The sequence below is a fragment of the Methylobacterium sp. 1973 genome, from assembly GCF_040545035.1.
Taxonomy (GTDB): Bacteria; Pseudomonadota; Alphaproteobacteria; order Rhizobiales; family Beijerinckiaceae; genus Methylobacterium; species Methylobacterium fujisawaense.
Map to the genome: position 1 here is coordinate 173,848 of NZ_JBEPLA010000006.1, position 16,641 is coordinate 190,488.

15 protein-coding genes are annotated in these 16,641 nt (G+C 68.2%); 4 read left to right on the forward strand and 11 right to left on the reverse strand.

The window, feature by feature from the left end:
- Window positions 1-26: 26 nt before the first annotated feature.
- From ABIC70_RS13875 to carB, 9 genes are all read right to left on the reverse strand, one after another.
- Window positions 27-842 (reverse strand): oxidoreductase, encoded by an 816-nt coding sequence (locus ABIC70_RS13875; RefSeq protein ID WP_354439932.1) that lies wholly within the window; start codon window positions 840-842, stop codon window positions 27-29.
- Window positions 843-952: 110 nt separating this feature from the next.
- On the reverse strand, window positions 953-1,540 hold the full coding sequence (locus tag ABIC70_RS13880; RefSeq protein WP_053610013.1) for a TetR/AcrR family transcriptional regulator: 588 nt from the start codon (window positions 1,538-1,540) through the stop codon (window positions 953-955).
- Window positions 1,541-1,641: 101 nt separating this feature from the next.
- Complete coding sequence (locus tag ABIC70_RS13885) at window positions 1,642-1,767, reverse strand: hypothetical protein (RefSeq protein ID WP_257787397.1); 126 nt, start codon at window positions 1,765-1,767, stop codon at window positions 1,642-1,644.
- A 402-nt stretch (window positions 1,768-2,169) separates the two neighbouring features.
- Window positions 2,170-3,174 carry a thioredoxin-disulfide reductase gene (gene trxB / locus ABIC70_RS13890; protein WP_354439933.1) on the reverse strand — a complete coding sequence of 335 codons (1,005 nt, stop codon included), beginning with the start codon at window positions 3,172-3,174 and terminating at the stop codon, window positions 2,170-2,172.
- Window positions 3,175-3,220: 46 nt separating this feature from the next.
- Window positions 3,221-3,535 carry a hypothetical protein gene (locus tag ABIC70_RS13895; protein ID WP_354439934.1) on the reverse strand — a complete coding sequence of 105 codons (315 nt, stop codon included), beginning with the start codon at window positions 3,533-3,535 and terminating at the stop codon, window positions 3,221-3,223.
- Between the two features lie 14 nt (window positions 3,536-3,549).
- On the reverse strand, window positions 3,550-4,599 hold the full coding sequence (locus ABIC70_RS13900) for a mitochondrial fission ELM1 family protein (RefSeq protein WP_043356021.1): 1,050 nt from the start codon (window positions 4,597-4,599) through the stop codon (window positions 3,550-3,552).
- Between the two features lie 51 nt (window positions 4,600-4,650).
- Window positions 4,651-5,151 (reverse strand): hypothetical protein, encoded by a 501-nt coding sequence (locus ABIC70_RS13905; RefSeq protein ID WP_043356024.1) that lies wholly within the window; start codon window positions 5,149-5,151, stop codon window positions 4,651-4,653.
- 3 nt (window positions 5,152-5,154) lie between these two features.
- A complete protein-coding gene (greA, locus tag ABIC70_RS13910; protein WP_170861838.1) occupies window positions 5,155-5,631 on the reverse strand; it encodes a transcription elongation factor GreA in 477 nt (158 codons plus the stop codon).
- Between the two features lie 90 nt (window positions 5,632-5,721).
- Window positions 5,722-9,195 carry a carbamoyl-phosphate synthase large subunit gene (gene carB, locus ABIC70_RS13915; protein ID WP_043356025.1) on the reverse strand — a complete coding sequence of 1,158 codons (3,474 nt, stop codon included), beginning with the start codon at window positions 9,193-9,195 and terminating at the stop codon, window positions 5,722-5,724.
- A 334-nt stretch (window positions 9,196-9,529) separates the two neighbouring features.
- Here carB and ABIC70_RS13920 point away from each other — a divergent pair, with 334 nt between their 5' ends.
- Window positions 9,530-9,937 carry a pseudoazurin gene (locus ABIC70_RS13920; protein WP_236952857.1) on the forward strand — a complete coding sequence of 136 codons (408 nt, stop codon included), beginning with the start codon at window positions 9,530-9,532 and terminating at the stop codon, window positions 9,935-9,937.
- Window positions 9,938-9,972: 35 nt separating this feature from the next.
- On the opposite strand, the gene ABIC70_RS13925 is transcribed toward ABIC70_RS13920, so the two are convergent.
- Together ABIC70_RS13925 and carA are read right to left on the reverse strand one after the other, a co-directional pair.
- Window positions 9,973-10,350 carry a hypothetical protein gene (locus ABIC70_RS13925; RefSeq protein WP_043356030.1) on the reverse strand — a complete coding sequence of 126 codons (378 nt, stop codon included), beginning with the start codon at window positions 10,348-10,350 and terminating at the stop codon, window positions 9,973-9,975.
- A gap of 162 nt (window positions 10,351-10,512) precedes the next feature.
- Entirely contained in the window at window positions 10,513-11,745 is a 1,233-nt protein-coding gene (gene carA, locus ABIC70_RS13930) for a glutamine-hydrolyzing carbamoyl-phosphate synthase small subunit (RefSeq protein ID WP_043383260.1), read from the reverse strand.
- A gap of 192 nt (window positions 11,746-11,937) precedes the next feature.
- Here carA and ABIC70_RS13935 point away from each other — a divergent pair, with 192 nt between their 5' ends.
- The 3 genes from ABIC70_RS13935 (at window position 11,938) to rpoD (ending at window position 16,573) form a co-directional block, all read left to right on the forward strand.
- Window positions 11,938-12,399, forward strand: a complete 462-nt coding sequence (locus tag ABIC70_RS13935; RefSeq protein ID WP_354439935.1) for a GatB/YqeY domain-containing protein — start codon at window positions 11,938-11,940, stop codon at window positions 12,397-12,399.
- 100 nt (window positions 12,400-12,499) lie between these two features.
- Window positions 12,500-14,392 (forward strand): DNA primase, encoded by a 1,893-nt coding sequence (gene dnaG, locus ABIC70_RS13940; RefSeq protein WP_354439936.1) that lies wholly within the window; start codon window positions 12,500-12,502, stop codon window positions 14,390-14,392.
- Between the two features lie 198 nt (window positions 14,393-14,590).
- Window positions 14,591-16,573 carry an RNA polymerase sigma factor RpoD gene (rpoD, locus tag ABIC70_RS13945; protein WP_043356038.1) on the forward strand — a complete coding sequence of 661 codons (1,983 nt, stop codon included), beginning with the start codon at window positions 14,591-14,593 and terminating at the stop codon, window positions 16,571-16,573.
- Window positions 16,574-16,641 lie beyond the last annotated feature (68 nt).

A 16,641-nucleotide genomic window follows, 5' to 3' on the forward strand; every position in this document is an offset into this window, starting at 1 on the left:
CCGTCCGAGCGGAGGTGCTCTCCCTGTCATTGCGGGAGCCGCATCTGCTTGCGGAAGCTTTTATCGAAGGCGCTAGCGGGCACGAAACGACGCAGCAGGCTGACCCGCCGGGCCATCTTGCCGGCGGTGTACCGGCTCTTCGGTACCGCCACGGTCGCCGCCGTCACGACCCTCTCGGCCACGATCCCCGGCGCGTCGGCAACCACCATGACGTCGCGCATCAGCCGCTCCTGGCCGGCGCGCGCGGCGTCGTAGACGGCGAGCGGCGCATCCGGCGTGACGAGGTTCCGGTCGAAGGCCGTGCGGGTATAGGCGGGCTCGACGAGGACGACCCGGATGCCCTGGGTCCTGACCTCGTGGTCGAGGGATTCGGAATAGCCTTCGAGCGCATGCTTGCTCGCGGCGTAGAGCGCCATGTACGGGGCCGGGACGAGCCCGAAGGCCGAGCTGATGTTGACGATGCGACCGCCACCGCTTGCCCGCATCAGGGGCAGGACCGCGCGGGTCATGCGGATGGCGCCGAACAGATTGACGTCGAACAGGGCCTGAGCCTGCGCGGTGGTGGATTCCTCCGCGCCGCCGCTGATGCCGAAGCCGGCGTTGTTGACCAGCACATCGATCCGCCCCGTCCGGGCGAAGATCGCCTCGACAGCACCCGCGACCGAAGCGTCCCAGGTGATGTCGCAGGGCAGCATCGTGATGCCGCCTTCCACGACACGGTCCACCGTTCGACTGGTGCCGAACACCCGGTAGCCCGCGGCCTTCAAAGCTCTCGCTGTCTCGAGGCCGATACCCGAAGCGGCCCCTGTCACGACCGCGATCCTGGTTTCGCTCTGCTGCACGGTGGTCTCCTACCGACGCGGCCTGCATCGCAACCGCTCCCCATATAAATTATGATCATAATTTATAATGGCAAGGGGAAAGCGTGCCCTGTCGCCGCGGAGGCGTGCCCCTATCCGCTGTTGGAGGGTCCCGCCGGCGTATCGCGTTCGGGCGCTTCGGCACCCAGCGAGGCGCGAGCCGCTCCGAGTATCTCCTCGGCCAGCGCTTCATCGTCGACCGCGCGGGCCAGGACGACGGCACCGACCAGCGTCGCGAGCGAGGACAGCGCACGCTGCCGCCTCTTCTGTTTCGGCGTCTTGGGCACGAGGGCCGCCATCAGGTCCACCATCCCGCGCACGCCTCGCGTGAAGCGGGATCGGACCGGGCTGTCCGGGGCTTCCCGTGCGACGTCGTTGGCGAGCGCAGCGACGGGACAGCCCATCCCGGGGGCGCGCACATGGGCGATCGACAGATAGTTGGACACGAGGCTGTCCAACTGTCCCCGCCCATTGTCGGTCAGCGCGGTCTCGAAGGCTTCAGCCGCCAGCGCGTCCTTGTTGGCGAATTGGCCATAGAAGCCGCCATGGGTGAGCCCCGCGGCACCCATGATGTCGGCGACGCCGACGCCATGGAGCCCCCGCTCACGAAACAGGGTCGCCGCGACCTCGACCACACGCTGGCGGTTAAGCTTGGCCTGCTCCTGCGAAACTCTCGGCATCCCCGGATCCTCAGTGCGCCGCGACCATGTTCAATTTAGATGTTTAGTATCATTTTTGAAGGGATCGGCTGTCGCGTTCTCTGCCCCAGCGCGGGCGGTAGCTATGCAATAGCTGGCGGACGTTTCGCCTCGATCGCGGTGCGTTCGGGGACGATCGGCGCGTGGATGTCCGGCGGAGGCTTGCCGTCGGGGACTTCACCCGGCACGCGGATGTCGGTCTCGAGCACCGCGTCCGCATTGCGGATCTCCAGGTTGGCGATCTGGGCGAGCGGCCTCGGATCGCTTCGAGACCTTCTTCCGACGCCCGCAGAACGTCCGCTTACCCACACCCGACGGCCGAAGCGGACTGACCGCCTCCGGCCAAGTTCGGTCCTCGGGGACCTGTCGGTGTCGTGGAGGCGAGGCACGCCGTTCCGGGAACGCTTCGAGCCGTAAAGGTCGGCTTGCGCGGTGCCGAGGAGCGTTTTGAGGCCGCTTCAGGCAAGAAAGGACGGGCTGGTACCCTGGGGCAAGAGCCAGAGGATGGGGCCGCCGGGCCATGCGCGCGCCAGGGTCGTGACCTCCAGCGCGTCGAAGCCCGGCGCCGCCACGTCAGTGCGGCGCTGGATGCAGGGCGCGCGTCCGCTCGCCTAGTCGTAGGCGCCGATCATCTCCGGCTCCTGTAACTCCTCGGTCCTGACCTTCGGGTCGGGGGAGTGCTCGGCGAGGAATTTCTCCGCCTCGAGTGCCGCCATGCAGCCCATGCCGGCGGCGACCACCGCCTGCCGGTAGACGAACTCGGCGCAATCGCCGGCGGCGTAGACGCCCTCGACGCTGGTCCGCGTCGTGCCCGGCACGATCTTGATGTAGCCGCCCTCCAGCAGTTCGAGTTGGCCAGCGAAGAGCTTCGTCGCCGGGTCGTGACCGATGGCGACGAAAAGGCCGTCGGCAGGCACGTCCCGCGTTGCGCCGCTGCCGGTGTCGCGCAACCGCACGCCGGTGACGGCCTTCACCGGCTCCCTTCGGCCGAGGACCTCCTCGACCACGTGGTTCCAGATGACCGAGATCTTCGGATGGGCGAACAGCCGATCCTGCAGGATCGGCTCCGCCCTGAAGCGGTCGCGCCTGTGGATGACGGTGACCTTCGAGGCCAGGTTGGCGAGGTACAGGGCTTCCTCGACGGCGGTGTTGCCGCCGCCGATCACGACGACCTCCTTGCCGCGATAGAAGAACCCGTCACACGTCGCGCAGGCCGACACGCCTGCCCCGTTGAACTCGATCTCGGAGGGCAGGCCGAGCCAGCGGGCCTGGGCGCCCGTGGCGGCGATCAGGGTATCGGCGACGTAGGTGTCGCCGCCATCCCCCTGGGCCACGAAGGGGCGCTGAGACAAGTCGACCGACACGATGGTGTCGGAGAGGATCCGGGTCCCGACGTGCTCGGCCTGCAGGCGCATCTGCTCCATCAGGTCGGGCCCCTGAACGGCGGTCGCGAAGCCCGGATAATTCTCCACGTCCGTGGTGATCGTCAGCTGACCGCCCGGCTGGATGCCCGTCACGAGGATGGGCTTCATGTTGGCCCGGGCGGCATAGATGCCCGCGGTGTAGCCGGCCGGTCCGGCCCCGATGATGAGGACCTTCGTCTTGTGAGTGGTCATGGCGAGCCTGGACGTAGCGAGGGAGCGGAGATGTCTTGAATGTGCTCTACGCCGCAGCTTCAAGCACGGGCCGCGGACGGTCGTCGTTCGCCGGGCAGGTGTTAGGATTCACATACATCCGGGACGCCAGCGGTTCGGAGATCGTCACGAGCACGTTCGGGGTCTCGGTCCCGGCGGTGCCGGGCGTCTCGCTCCGGAAGCCACCGTGGCGCATGGGCAAAGACCCGTCGCTGATCGCCGTGGCCGGCTGACTGGGCGGCGCGGGGATGGGCTTCATGTCGGCCCGGGCGGCACAGAAGCCCACCGTGCCGGCGGCGTGCCCGGAGCCGACGATCACGCGTTTGGCGTACGTGTGGGCCATCTGTTTCGGCCTCCTCAGGCCGGTCCGGCCGCGCGTCGTGCGGCATAGACGTCGGCGAGCGCCTGAGCGATCACCGGCGTCGCGTCGATCGGCTTGTACGTCAGCTCCGCCAACTGACCGGTGAACGGCCGCAGCGCTCCGGCGATGGCAAGCCCGGCGAACATCCGCCGATGCCGAATATAGGTGCGCGGCAGATCGAACAGCAGGACCGGCGCGCCGGTCGCCACCGCTTCGCTGACCATGTTGGCCGAGTCGGAGGTGACCACGATCGCCTCGGCGAGCGCCAGCATGGCGACGTAGGGATTGTCGCCGGACCCGTCCCAGAGGAAGCCGCCGGTCTCTGCCGCAAGGGCCTTCACGGCTTCGCGGAGCGGGTTGGGCGTCCGGCGGGAAATCGTCACCATGAGCCGGCAGCCCTGCGCCGCCAGCCCGCGCAGATCCTCCACGAGACGGATCATGTCGGTCTTGCGGTAGCTCAGATGCCGGCTGTCGCCGCCGACCAGGACCGCCACCCGCGGACCGTCGAGGCGCGCAAGGCGCGGATCCGGGCGGGCCCGGGCGGCGGCCAGTCGCGCGGCCGTGACGAGATGCGGAGCCGTGAGGGTCGTGAAGACGTTCGGGCCGCGCAGGTCGTCGTAATCCGGCACCCAGATGAAGTCGGCGCTGTCCGCGCCCATCCGCGGATCCTTCAGGAAGGCCGTGAAGGTCCGGCCACCCGTGGCGCGGCGCACCGCCCGCAGGTAGGGCACGGACCGGCGCCCGGACGCGATCAGGATGTCGGGGTAGGGGCCCGACAGGGCGCCGGCGCGCCGGCGCGGGCCCTCGCGGGGGTCGATCGGCCCCCACGGTGCCATCCACCCGAACGGTCCGGAGGCGGGCACCTTACGGGTCTCGAAGGCGAGCCCCAGAGTCTCGGCGATGCCGACGCACTGGTTCTCGTCGCCGGCCTTGCCGTCGGTGACGATCCAGGCGCGGGCGCGGGCGAGTTCGGGCAGGCGCCCGGGCCGCGAGTCCAAGCGGCTGAGCGGCGCGGTCTGCGACTCCGTCACGTCGATGCTTGCCATGCTCCTCACCGGAAACGCCCTACGCCGCGGGCCGGGGCGGACGGCCCTTCTCTAATCCCGCGGCAGGTCGCGGGCGAGCCACTGGGCATAAATGTCGGCGATCGCGGCCAGCCGGCGTTGCTCGAATTGCGGATCGTACCACGCGCCCCCGTAGCTGGACGGCGTCGCGGTCATCTGCGGATAGCGTCCCAGCACTTGGCCCTTGGGCCCGACCAGCAGGGCTTCGCCTTCCATGTAGTCGGTCTGGAAATTGCTGCCGAAGCCGGGCCGGTCGCCACTGCCGACATAGGGGCGCAGCGACAGACTGGTGACGACCACGACGAGGCGCGGCCCGCGGCCGCCGATGCGACCGGCGAAATTCTTCCGCAGGGCCGATGTGAGATCGGAAGCCAGCGCCTCGGCCTGCAGGCCTGCGCCCTTGTCCACGAGCGGCCGCACATCGACCCGGATGTCGGAGAAGACGGCGGTGGCGGGAAAATCGCCTGCCGCCGCGGATCCCGCGACGACACCGAGAATCAGGCCGGCAAGCCAGCCCCAGGAACGCGGGCGCATGCCTCAGCCGCCGTACTGGACGGCGACGACCTCGTAGGACTTGCCGCCACCGGGGGTGGTGACTTCGACGGTGTCGCCGACGCCCTTGCCGATCAGGGCGCGGGCGATCGGAGACGTGATCGACACGCGCCCGGAACGCACGTCGGCTTCCGGCTCGCCGACGATCTGGTAGGTCTTCTCCTCTTCCGTGTCCTCGTCGACGAGCTTCACGGTGGCGCCGAACTTGATCTTGTTGCCCGAGAGCTTGGTGACGTCGATGATCTCGGCCCGCGCGATCATGCTCTCCAGCTCCATCACGCGTCCCTCGTTATGGGACTGCGCCTCCTTGGCGGCGTGATATTCGGCATTTTCCGACAGGTCGCCCAGGGCACGGGCCTCGGCGATCGCCTGGATGATGCGCTGACGCTCCACCTGCTGCCGGTGCTTCAGCTCCTCTTCGAGGGCTGCGAAGCCGCGCACCGTGATCGGAACCTTGTCTATCGTCATCGTCTCGCGCCACAATGAAGAGGCCCGGCCGAGAGTGGAGCACTCTCTCCGGGCCACGAGATAAAGTCAGCGGAACCCTCAGGTTCAGGCCGCGAAGTATTCCTGCAACGCGCGGACCTTGAGATCGCCTTCTAGATAGGCCTTGATCCCCTCGGCCGCGGCCATCGCGCCGGCTAGAGTGGTGTAATACGGCACCTTATGCAAGAGGGCCGCACGCCGGAGCGAGCGCGAGTCCGAGAGGGCGCCGGCCCCCTCGGTGGTGTTCAGCACGAGGTGGATGCCGCCGTTCTTGATCGCGTCGACCACGTGCGGCCGGCCTTCGAGGACCTTGTTGATCCGCTCGGCCGGAACGCCGTTCTCGACCAGATAGCGCTGCGTGCCGCCCGTGGCCAGGATGGTGAAGCCGAGATCGGACAGGAGCTTCATGGTCGGCAGGATGCGGGCCTTGTCGGCATCCCGCACCGAGACGAACACGGCGCCCGCCTTCGGGACCTGCGTGCCCGAACCGAGCTGGCTCTTGGCGAAGGCCACGCCGAAGCTGGTATCGAGCCCGATCACCTCGCCGGTGGAGCGCATCTCCGGACCGAGGAGCACGTCGACGCCGGGGAAGCGGGCGAACGGGAAGACCGCTTCCTTGACGGCGATGTGCGGCAGGGTCTTCGGCTTCAGGCCGAAGGTGGACAGCGCCTCGCCCGCCATGAGCCGGGCCGCGATCTTGGCGATCGGCTCGCCGATGACCTTGGCGACGAACGGTACGGTGCGCGAGGCGCGCGGATTCACCTCCAGCACGTAGATGACGCCGTCCTTGATGGCGTACTGCACATTCATCAGGCCGACGACGTTGAGCGCCAGCGCCATCGCCTTGGTCTGCCGCTCCAGCTCGTCCATGATCTCGGGCGAGAGAGAGCGCGGCGGCAGGGAGCAGGCCGAGTCGCCGGAATGGATGCCGGCCTCCTCGATGTGCTCCATGATACCGGCGATGAACACGTCCTTGCCGTCGCAGACCGCGTCGACATCGACCTCGACCGCATCCGACAGGTAGCGGTCGAACAGGAGCGGGTTCTTGCCCAGCACCGTGTTGATCTGGCCGGTCTTGTCGTTCGGGTACCGGGCCTTGACCTCGGAGGGGATCAGGCTCGGCAGGGTATCGAGGAGGTAGTCGGCGAACTGCGTCTCGTCGCGGATGATCGCCATGGCGCGGCCGCCCAGCACGTAGCTCGGGCGCACCACGAAGGGCAGGCCGAGATCGGCCGCCACGAGCCGGCTCTGCTCCACCGAATAGGCGATGCCGTTCTTCGGCTGCTTCATCCCGAGCTTGTCCAGCAGCCGCTTGAACTGGTCGCGGTCCTCCGCGAGGTCGATGGCGTCGGGCGAGGTGCCGAGGATCGGCACCCCGGCGGCCTCAAGGGCCCGGGCGAGCTTCAGCGGGGTCTGGCCGCCGAACTGCACGATGACGCCGTGCAGCGTGCCGGCCTGCTTCTCGGTCTCGATGATCTCCAGCACGTCCTCGGCGGTGAGCGGCTCGAAATAGAGCCGGTCCGACGTGTCGTAGTCGGTGGAGACCGTCTCCGGGTTGCAGTTGACCATGATGGTCTCGTAGCCCACCTCCGACAGCGCGTAGCAGGCGTGGCAGCAGCAATAGTCGAACTCGATGCCCTGGCCGATCCGGTTCGGGCCGCCGCCGAGGATCACGACCTTCTTGCGGTCCGAGGGTTGCGCCTCGTCCACCACCGCGCCCGCGAAGGGCGCCACGTAGGTGGAGTACATGTAGGCGGTGGGCGACTTGAACTCGGCCGCGCAGGTGTCGATGCGCTTGAAGACCGGGCGCACGGACAGCGCACGCCGCGCCGCGCTGACCGCGGCCTCGTCGGTCTTGGCGAGGACGGCGAGGCGCGCATCCGAGAAACCGGCGGCTTTGAGCTGGCGGAAGGCGCCGGGGGTCTTCGGCAGGCCATGCGCCTTCACCCGGTTCTCCAGGTCGATGATCGCCTGCAGCTGCTCCAGGAACCACGGATCGATCTTGCACGAGGCATAGACCTGCTCGTGGCTGACACCCAGCCGCAGGGCCTGCGCGACCTTGAGCAGCCGGTCCGGGGTCGGCGTGCCGATCGCCGCCTTGATGGCGTTATGGTCGTCGCCCTTGCCGAGGCCCTCGATCTCGATGTCGTCGAGGCCGGTCAGCCCCGTCTCCAGGGAGCGCAGGGCCTTCTGGAGCGATTCGGCGAAGCAGCGGCCGATCGCCATGGCCTCGCCCACCGACTTCATGGCGGTGGTCAGCGTCGGCTCGGCGCCCGGGAACTTCTCGAAGGCGAAGCGCGGGATCTTGGTGACGACGTAGTCGATCGTCGGCTCGAACGAGGCCGGGGTCGCGCCGCCGGTGATGTCGTTGGCGATCTCGTCGAGCGTGTAGCCGACCGCGAGCTTGGCGGCGACCTTGGCGATCGGGAAGCCGGTGGCCTTCGAGGCCAGCGCCGAGGAGCGCGACACCCGCGGGTTCATCTCGATCACGATCATGCGCCCGTTCTCGGGGTTGATCGCGAACTGCACGTTGGAGCCGCCGGTCTCGACACCGATCTCGCGGAGCACCGCCAGCGATGCGTCGCGCATCACTTGGTATTCCTTGTCGGTGAGCGTCAGCGCCGGGGCGACGGTGATCGAATCGCCGGTATGGACGCCCATCGGGTCGATGTTCTCGATGGAGCAGACGATGATGCAGTTGTCGTTCTTATCTCGAACGACCTCCATCTCGTACTCCTTCCAGCCGAGCACGCTCTCCTCGATGAGCACCTCGTTGGTCGGAGACGCGTCGATGCCGCGCTCGACGATGTCGAGGAATTCCTCGCGGTTGTACGCGATGCCGCCGCCGGTGCCGCCCATGGTGAAGGACGGGCGGATGATCGCCGGCAGTCCGACCTCGGCCAGCGCCATCAGCGCCTGCCCGATCGCATGCTCGCCGTAGCGCTTGCGCCGGTCGGTCTCGCCCGCGGCCCAGCTCTTCTCGAAGGCGGCCAGCGCCTTCTGCCGCGCCTCCGGCTCCGCGTTGGCGGCTTCGATGCGGGCGATCTCGGCGAGGTAGGCCTGCCGGTCGGCCTTCTTGGCCGTTGAGGCGTTGGCCAGCGCCGATTTCGGGGTGTCGAGCCCGATCTTGGTCATGGCGTCGCGGAACAGGCTCCTGTCCTCGGCCTTGTCGATCGCCTCCGCGGTGGCGCCGATCATCTGCACGCCGTACTTCGCCAGCACGCCCATCTTCTGGAGCGACAGGGCGCAGTTCAGCGCCGTCTGGCCGCCCATCGTCGGGAGGATCGCGTCGGGGCGCTCCTTCTCGATGATCTTGGCGACGATCTCGGGGGTGATCGGCTCGACATAGGTCGCGTCCGCCATGTCCGGATCGGTCATGATGGTCGCGGGGTTCGAGTTCACCAGGACGATCCGGTAGCCCTCTTCGCGCAGCGCCTTGCAGGCCTGGGTGCCGGAGTAATCGAACTCGCAGGCCTGTCCGATGATGATCGGACCCGCACCGATGATCAGGATCGAGGAGATGTCGGTGCGTTTGGGCATCTGCGGCCTTGTCGGGCCAAGCGCGCCCGATCGGGCAGGGCTGACTTCAGCCCTGCTCCCGGACGCGCGTGGCGGGATTGTCGTTGAGCCCCGCGTTTACACGGGCCACGGGCGCATTGGAAGGCCGGGACAACCGCGCATCCTCACGGTGCGTTCGACGCATGGATGCGACGCCGGTCGGCCGAATTGGAGCTCTTATAAATGAACGCCCGCGCGGGAAGATTTCTTGCTGGGTTTTGGAGCGATTTGTAGGCCTCGATCGATCGGCCGATCCGTCGATCGATACCACAACGAGTCGAGACCGAAGATGCTCTGGCCAGCCCCTATTTCCGCAATGCTTCTGATCGGATCGATCCTGGGGGCGAACGCCTCGGAAGTCGCCATCAAGACCCTGAACAGCGGTCCGGGCGGGATGATGGTCTTCGATCCGGCCTACGTGAAAATCCAGCCCGGCGACACGGTGCGGTTCGTGCCGGCCGACAAGGGGCACAATGCCGAGCTGATCAAAGGCATGGCACCCGAGGGGGCAGCGCCGTTCAAGACGGTGGTCGGCAAGGAGGAGACCGTGACCTTCGACAAGCCCGGCCTCTACGGCATCAAGTGCTCGCCGCACTACATCATGGGCATGGTCGGCCTGGTCCAGGTCGGCGACAAGCCCGACAATCTGGAGGCGGCCAAGGCGGTCCCGCAGAACAAGCTGGCCGCCAAGCGCTTCGAACCGCTGTTTGCGAAGGTCGAGTAGGCAAACGGGGTGGCGCCAGGCCGCCCCGTCCCGACTCAGAGGCCGGCGTGAAGCGCCGCGACGGCCCGGTCGATCGAGAGATAGAAAACCCCGAAGGCCACCACGGCGGCGGCCGCGAACTCGACGGCGACGTTCGAGAGCGTCTGCGCGCGGCGCAGCGCCTCGCGGCCGAAGTAGAGAGAAACCCAGGCGAGGGCGAGGACCGCCGGCAAGGCGAACAGGTAGGACACCGTGCTCTCGACGCGGTCGAGCCCGCCCGTCGGATCGATGAGGGCTCGGATGTTGCGCACCCAGGGGGCGTAGAAGGCGGCATAGACGGCGGTCAGCCAGGACAGACCCACGGCGACGCCAAGGTGGAACGTGAAACTGCGATGCAGGCGGGAGAAATCGTCGCGCGCCTCGTCGATGGTCATCCGGCAATCCCCTGCGACGGGCCGAATGCGCGGGGCGCGGATGCGCCGCCGTTCAGGGGCCGTCGTGGGCTCTCTTAAGCTGCCCGATCTGGCGGATTTTATGGCCCCGCCGCGGCCCGATTGGGATCGGGCCGCGGGAGCAACGCGGGCTCGGATCCGGTCTCAGGCGCCCTTGGCGGTTTCCGGCGTGCCGGAGCGCATCAGCGTCACGAAACGCTCGAACAGGTAGTGGCTGTCGCGCGGGCCCGGGGAGGCCTCCGGGTGGTGCTGCACCGAGAAGGCCGGGCGGTCGGTGAGCGTCAGGCCGCAATTCGAGCCGTCGAACAGCGACACATGCGTCTCGACGGCTGTCTCCGGCAGGCTGTTCGGATCCACCGCGAAGCCGTGGTTCATCGAGACGATCTCGACCTTGCCGGTGGTCTTGTCCTTCACCGGATGGTTCGCGCCGTGGTGGCCCTGGCCCATCTTCACGGTCCGGCCGCCGAGGGCGAGGCCCATGAGCTGGTGGCCGAGACAGATGCCGAAGGTCGGCACCTTCGCGTCCAGGAGCTTGCGAATCACCGGGACCGCATAGGCGCCGGTCGCCGCCGGGTCGCCGGGGCCGTTCGACAGGAACACGCCGTCCGGCTTCAGCGCCAGAATCTCCTCCGCCGCGGTGGTGGCCGGAACCACGGTGACATCGCAGCCGGCCTGGGCGAGGAGGCGCAGGATGTTGCGCTTCACGCCGTAGTCGATGGCCACGACCTTGAGGCCCTCGCCGGGCGCGCGCTTGCCGTAGCCGTTGCCGAGCGCCCACACGGTCTCCGACCATTCAGACGGTGCACGGCTGGTCACCGGCGGCACGAGGTCGAGCCCTTCCATGGGGGCGAGGGCCGCCGCCCGGGCCTTCAGGGCCTCGCGGTCGAACTTGCCCTCGGGATCGTTGGCGATCACCGCGTTCGGCATGCCCTGGTCGCGGATCCGGGCGGTGAGCGCCCGGGTGTCGACGCCGGTGATGCCGACGATGCCGCGGGCCTTGAGCCAGCCGTCGAGATGCGACGACGAGCGCCAGTTCGACGGCTTCGTCACCGCCGAGGCGATCACCGTGCCGCGCACGCCCGAGGCCGGCGCCGCCTCCAGGCTCTCCAGATCCTCGTCGTTAGTGCCGACATTGCCGATATGCGGGAAGGTAAAGGTGACGATCTGGCCGGCATAGGAGGGATCCGTCAGGATCTCCTGGTAGCCGGTCATCGCGGTGTTGAAGCAGACCTCGCCGTCGGCCACGCCGGTCTGACCGATGCCGAAGCCCTCCAGGATGGTGCCGTCAGCGAGCACCAGCAGAGCTGTCGCGACGGGCTCGGCCCAGGGCTCGGGCGCCCGAGTCTCGGGGGCATGCGCGGCGGCGTCTTGCAGCATGGGCTGAGTCTCGCTTATGTCCGGCCGAAGGCGGGCACCGGGTTGCGACGCTCTCGGCTTGCAGCATGATCGTGTGCGGCGCTCTTAGCGAGCGGCCCGCGATGGGGTCAATGTGGTCCCGGCGCCCGCAGGGCTCAACACCCGCAAACCGCAGGCCAGTCCCCCGCTTCGACCGTTGGAAGGTTCACCGAGATGCTGCGCGCGCGCTTCACCACCGAGATGAAGGAGGCCATGAAGGCCGGCGACAAGGAAAGGCTCGCCACCGTCCGCATGATCCAGGCCGCCCTCAAGGACAAGGATATCGAGGCGCGGGGTCTCGGCAAGGAGCCGGCCTCCGACGAGGAGATCCTGTCGCTGCTCCAGAAGATGATCAAGCAGCGCACCGAATCGGCGTCGGTCTACGAGCAGGGCGGCCGCCCGGAACTCGCCGCCAACGAGCGCGCCGAGATCGCCATCATCGAGAGCTTCCTGCCGAAGCAGATGGACGAGGGCGAGATGAAGGCGGCCGTCGAGGCGGCGATCGTCGAGACCGGCGCGGCCGGGCCCAAGGACATGGGCAAGGTGATCGGCGCCCTGAAGGGGACCTTCGCGGGCCGGATGGATTTCGGCAAGGCGAGCGGTCTGGTGAAGGCGGCGCTGGCCGCGAAGGGCTGAGCCTCTCCCCGCAATCCTCCACCGGATTTCGAGCGCGTGAGGGACTCCGTTACGCCTCACGCGCTATAGGTACGGGTTCACGCAACCCATCCCAGGCCCCGTGCGCTATCCGCCCCACATCCTGGAAGAGATCCGTTCCCGGCTGCCGGCCTCGTCGGTGGTCGGCCGCCGCGTGCAGTTGAAGAAGGCCGGCCGCGAATGGCGCGGCCTGTCGCCGTTCAACGCCGAGAAGACGCCGTCCTTCTACGTGAACGACCAGAAGCAGTTCTATCACTGCTTCTCGTCCTCCAAGCACGGCGACATCTTCACCTTCCTCATGGAGACGGAGGGTCTCAGCTTCCCCGAGGCGGTCGAGCGGCTGGCGGGCGAGGCCGGCGTCAGCCTGCCGGTCCCCACCGAGGACAACCGCGCCAGCGAACGCAAGCGCGCCGGGGCGATCGAGGTCATGGAGATGGCCGCGCACTGGTTCGAGGACCGGCTTCGGGCGGGGCAGGGCAGCGAGGCCCGCGCGTATCTCGAACGCCGCGGGCTCAAGGACGAGACGCAGCGAGCCTTCCGCCTCGGCTACGCGCCGAACGATCGCTACGCCCTGCGCGACCACCTCGCCGGGCAGGGGGTCGACAAGGCGCTGATGGTCGAACTCGGCCTCATCGCGGCCGGGGAGGGCGTCTCGGTCCCGTACGATTATTTCCGCGACCGGGTGATGTTCCCGATCACCGACACACGCGGCCGGGTCGTGGCCTTCGGCGGGCGGGCCCTCGCCAAGGAGGTGCGCGCCAAGTACCTGAATTCCCCCGAGACGCCGCTCTTCCACAAGGGCCGCACGCTCTACAACCTCCACGGCGCGCGGAAGGCCGCGCACGAGCGCGGGTCGATCATCGCGGTCGAGGGCTACGTCGACGTCATCGCCATGACGCTCGCCGGCCATCCCGAGACCGTGGCGCCCCTCGGCACCGCGCTGACGGAGGATCAGCTCGGCCTGCTCTGGCGCCACGCCGACGAGCCGATTCTCTGCTTCGACGGCGACAAGGCCGGCCAGCGGGCGGCCTTCCGGGCTCTCGACATCGCGCTCCCGCTCCTCGCGCCCGGCCGCTCGCTCCGAATCGCGCTGCTGCCCGGCGGCCAGGATCCCGACGACCTGCTGCGGTCGGGCGGCCCGGCGGCCATCGATCAGGTGCTGACGGCGGCGTTGCCGCTCTCCGAGCTGCTGTGGCGGCGCGCCCTCGAAGCGGGGCCGGTCGACACGCCCGAGCGGCGCGCCGGCCTGACGCAGACCCTGCGCACCACCGTCGCGACGATCCGCGACGAGACCGTGCGGCGCTATTACCGCGACGATATCGAAGAGCGCCTGCGGAGCCTGTCACCCCGCAGCGCGCGAGCCGCCGCCGGCGGGGCTCCGCGCGGACGCCCGCGTTTCACCCGGCCCGGCGAGCCCGTTTCGCCGCGCATCACCGGGAGTCCGAGCCCCTCCATGACGGCCTCGGCAGGCTTCACGGGCGCCGCTTCGGTGCGCGAGGCGGTCATCGTGGGCACCCTGCTCGCCCATCCCGAGATGATCGCGGAGTTCGGCGAAGAGACCGCCGATCTCGATTTCGAGGATCCGGATGCGCGAGGGATTCTATCTGTCCTCCTGGCCTGCGCCGCCGAGGACGAGCATCCGGTGCCGGAAGTGTTGCAGAATCGCATCAATCGCGCCGGACTTGCTGCGGCTGCTGACAGAATCCTCGCCCTGGCCCGCTCTCGGGACCGCACGACCCTGGCCCCGCACGCCGATCCCGCACACCGCGCAGACGCCCTGAGACAGGCGATGATCTTGCACCGGCAGGCAGGAGCGCTACATAGCGAACTTCGCGAAGCACGGCAGGCGTTTGAAGACGATCCGACCGATGCCGGATGGGCATGGCTCTGCGAAGTGAAGGCGAGGCTGGAAACCGTCATCGCCGCCGAGGCGGAGGCCGACGCACCGGTGTCGAGCGACTCGACGGCCGCGTGATCCCTGTGTCATGGCGGTGGCGGCGGGCGGAGTCTCGCCATAGTTAACAATCGGTCAAGCCTCAGGCTTGCATACGGAAACCGACGACTCAAGGCGACTGGAGCAATCCGGCGCCGATCTCATACAGCGGCGCCGACGGCGTGGAGCGGCCCCATCGGGGCCTCCGCAACGCGCCGCGTGCGAAACAATAGGCTGATCATGGCGACGAAGGCAACGGAACGGGACGAGACGGACGCTGCCCCCGAGCAGCAGACCGACGGGCCGCTCCTCGACCTGACGGATGCTTCGGTCAAGCGGATGGTGAAGCTCGCCAAGAAGCGCGGCTACGTGACCTACGAGGAGGTCAACGAGGTTCTGCCCGAGGGCCAGTCCGATCCGGACCAGCTCGAGGACGTGCTGTCGCAGCTCTCCGAGATGGGCATCAACGTCGTCGAGGCCGAGGAGACCGACGAGGCGGCCGGCGAGAAGGCCGCCGAAGGCGAGGAAGAGGAGGCCGAAGGCGGCGAGGTCGCCGAGGTCGCGCCGGCGCGCGCCGTCACCGTCGCCACGACCACCAAGGAGCCGACCGACCGGACCGACGATCCGGTGCGGATGTACCTGCGCGAGATGGGCTCGGTGGAGCTCCTGTCCCGCGAGGGCGAGATCGCCATCGCCAAGCGCATCGAGGCCGGGCGCGAGGCGATGATCGCGGGGCTCTGCGAGAGCCCGCTGACCTTCCAGGCGATCATCATCTGGCGGGACGAACTCGTGGAGGGCAAGGTCCTCCTGCGCGACATCATCGATCTCGAGGCGACCTACGCGGGGCCGGACGGCAAGAACGCGCCGCAGCTCGGCGAAGGCGAGGAAGGATCCGAGGACGGCGAGCCGCCGGCGCCCCCGGAGGGCGGCGACGACGAGGACGACCTCGAGAACAACGTCTCGCTGGCCGCCATGGAAGCCGAGATCAAGCCGCGGGTCCTCGAGACCTTCGACGCGATCGCCGCGAACTACCGCAAGCTGCGCAAGTTCCAGATCGAGGGCACCGAGCGCAAGGCGGCGGGGGAGCAGAACACCCCGGCCCAGAATCAGAAGCAGGCCGAGCTGAAGGACATCGTCGTCGCCGACGTGAAGTCCCTGTCGCTCAACAACAACCGCATCGAGGCGCTGGTCGGTCAGCTCTACTCGATCAACAAGCAGCTGATCGGCCACGAGGGCCGGCTGATGCGCTTCGCCGAGAGCCACGGCGTGGCCCGCGACGAGTTCCTGCGCCACTATCAGGGTTACGAACTCGATCCGAACTGGATGGAGCGCGTCGGCACGCTGGGCGGCAAGGGCTGGAAGAACCTGGTCGAGCGCGGCTCGAAGCAGGTGGCGGAGCTGCGCGCGCAGATCCTCGATCTCGCCTCCGAGACGGGCTTGGAGATCGGCGAGTACCGCCGGATCGTCAACATGGTCCAGAAGGGCGAGCGCGAAGCCCGGCAGGCCAAGAAGGAGATGATCGAGGCGAACCTGCGCCTCGTGATCTCCATCGCCAAGAAGTACACGAACCGCGGCCTGCAGTTCCTGGACCTGATCCAGGAGGGCAACATCGGCCTGATGAAGGCCGTGGACAAGTTCGAGTACCGGCGCGGCTACAAGTTCTCGACCTATGCCACGTGGTGGATCCGGCAGGCGATCACCCGGTCGATCGCCGATCAGGCCCGCACGATCCGCATCCCGGTGCACATGATCGAGACGATCAACAAGATCGTCCGGACCTCGCGCCAGATGCTGCACGAGATCGGCCGCGAGCCGACCCCGGAAGAGCTGGCCGAAAAGCTGGCCATGCCGCTGGAGAAGGTCCGCAAGGTCCTGAAGATCGCCAAGGAGCCGATCTCCCTCGAGACGCCCATCGGCGACGAGGAGGACAGCCACCTCGGCGACTTCATCGAGGACAAGAACGTCGTCCTGCCGATCGACGCGGCGATCCAGTCGAATCTGCGCGAGACCACGACCCGGGTGCTCGCCTCGCTCACGCCCCGCGAGGAGCGTGTGCTGCGCATGCGCTTCGGCATCGGGATGAACACCGATCACACCCTCGAGGAGGTCGGCCAGCAATTCTCGGTGACCCGCGAGCGCATCCGTCAGATCGAGGCCAAGGCACTGCGCAAGCTGAAGCACCCGTCGCGCAGCCGGAAGCTCAGGAGCTTCCTGGACAACTGAGCCCACGCCGCGGATTACGCGGCGCTTTCCCATCGACCGCGTTGCTTCGGCGCTGCGCGGCATCCACT

What these genes read in the sequence shown, in the direction of transcription:
- ABIC70_RS13880 (WP_053610013.1), bottom strand. Translation starts at nt 1,540, where the DNA reads ATGCCGAGAGTTTCGCAGGAGCAGGCCAAGCTTAACCGCCAGCGTGTG.
- trxB (WP_354439933.1), bottom strand. Translation starts at nt 3,174, where the DNA reads ATGACCACTCACAAGACGAAGGTCCTCATCATCGGGGCCGGACCGGCC.
- ABIC70_RS13895 (WP_354439934.1), bottom strand. Translation starts at nt 3,535, where the DNA reads ATGGCCCACACGTACGCCAAACGCGTGATCGTCGGCTCCGGGCACGCC.
- ABIC70_RS13900 (WP_043356021.1), bottom strand. Translation starts at nt 4,599, where the DNA reads ATGGCAAGCATCGACGTGACGGAGTCGCAGACCGCGCCGCTCAGCCGC.
- ABIC70_RS13905 (WP_043356024.1), bottom strand. Translation starts at nt 5,151, where the DNA reads ATGCGCCCGCGTTCCTGGGGCTGGCTTGCCGGCCTGATTCTCGGTGTC.
- carB (WP_043356025.1), bottom strand. Translation starts at nt 9,195, where the DNA reads ATGCCCAAACGCACCGACATCTCCTCGATCCTGATCATCGGTGCGGGT.
- ABIC70_RS13920 (WP_236952857.1), top strand. Translation starts at nt 9,530, where the DNA reads ATGCTTCTGATCGGATCGATCCTGGGGGCGAACGCCTCGGAAGTCGCC.
- ABIC70_RS13925 (WP_043356030.1), bottom strand. Translation starts at nt 10,350, where the DNA reads ATGACCATCGACGAGGCGCGCGACGATTTCTCCCGCCTGCATCGCAGT.
- carA (WP_043383260.1), bottom strand. Translation starts at nt 11,745, where the DNA reads ATGCTGCAAGACGCCGCCGCGCATGCCCCCGAGACTCGGGCGCCCGAG.
- ABIC70_RS13935 (WP_354439935.1), top strand. Translation starts at nt 11,938, where the DNA reads ATGCTGCGCGCGCGCTTCACCACCGAGATGAAGGAGGCCATGAAGGCC.
- rpoD (WP_043356038.1), top strand. Translation starts at nt 14,591, where the DNA reads ATGGCGACGAAGGCAACGGAACGGGACGAGACGGACGCTGCCCCCGAG.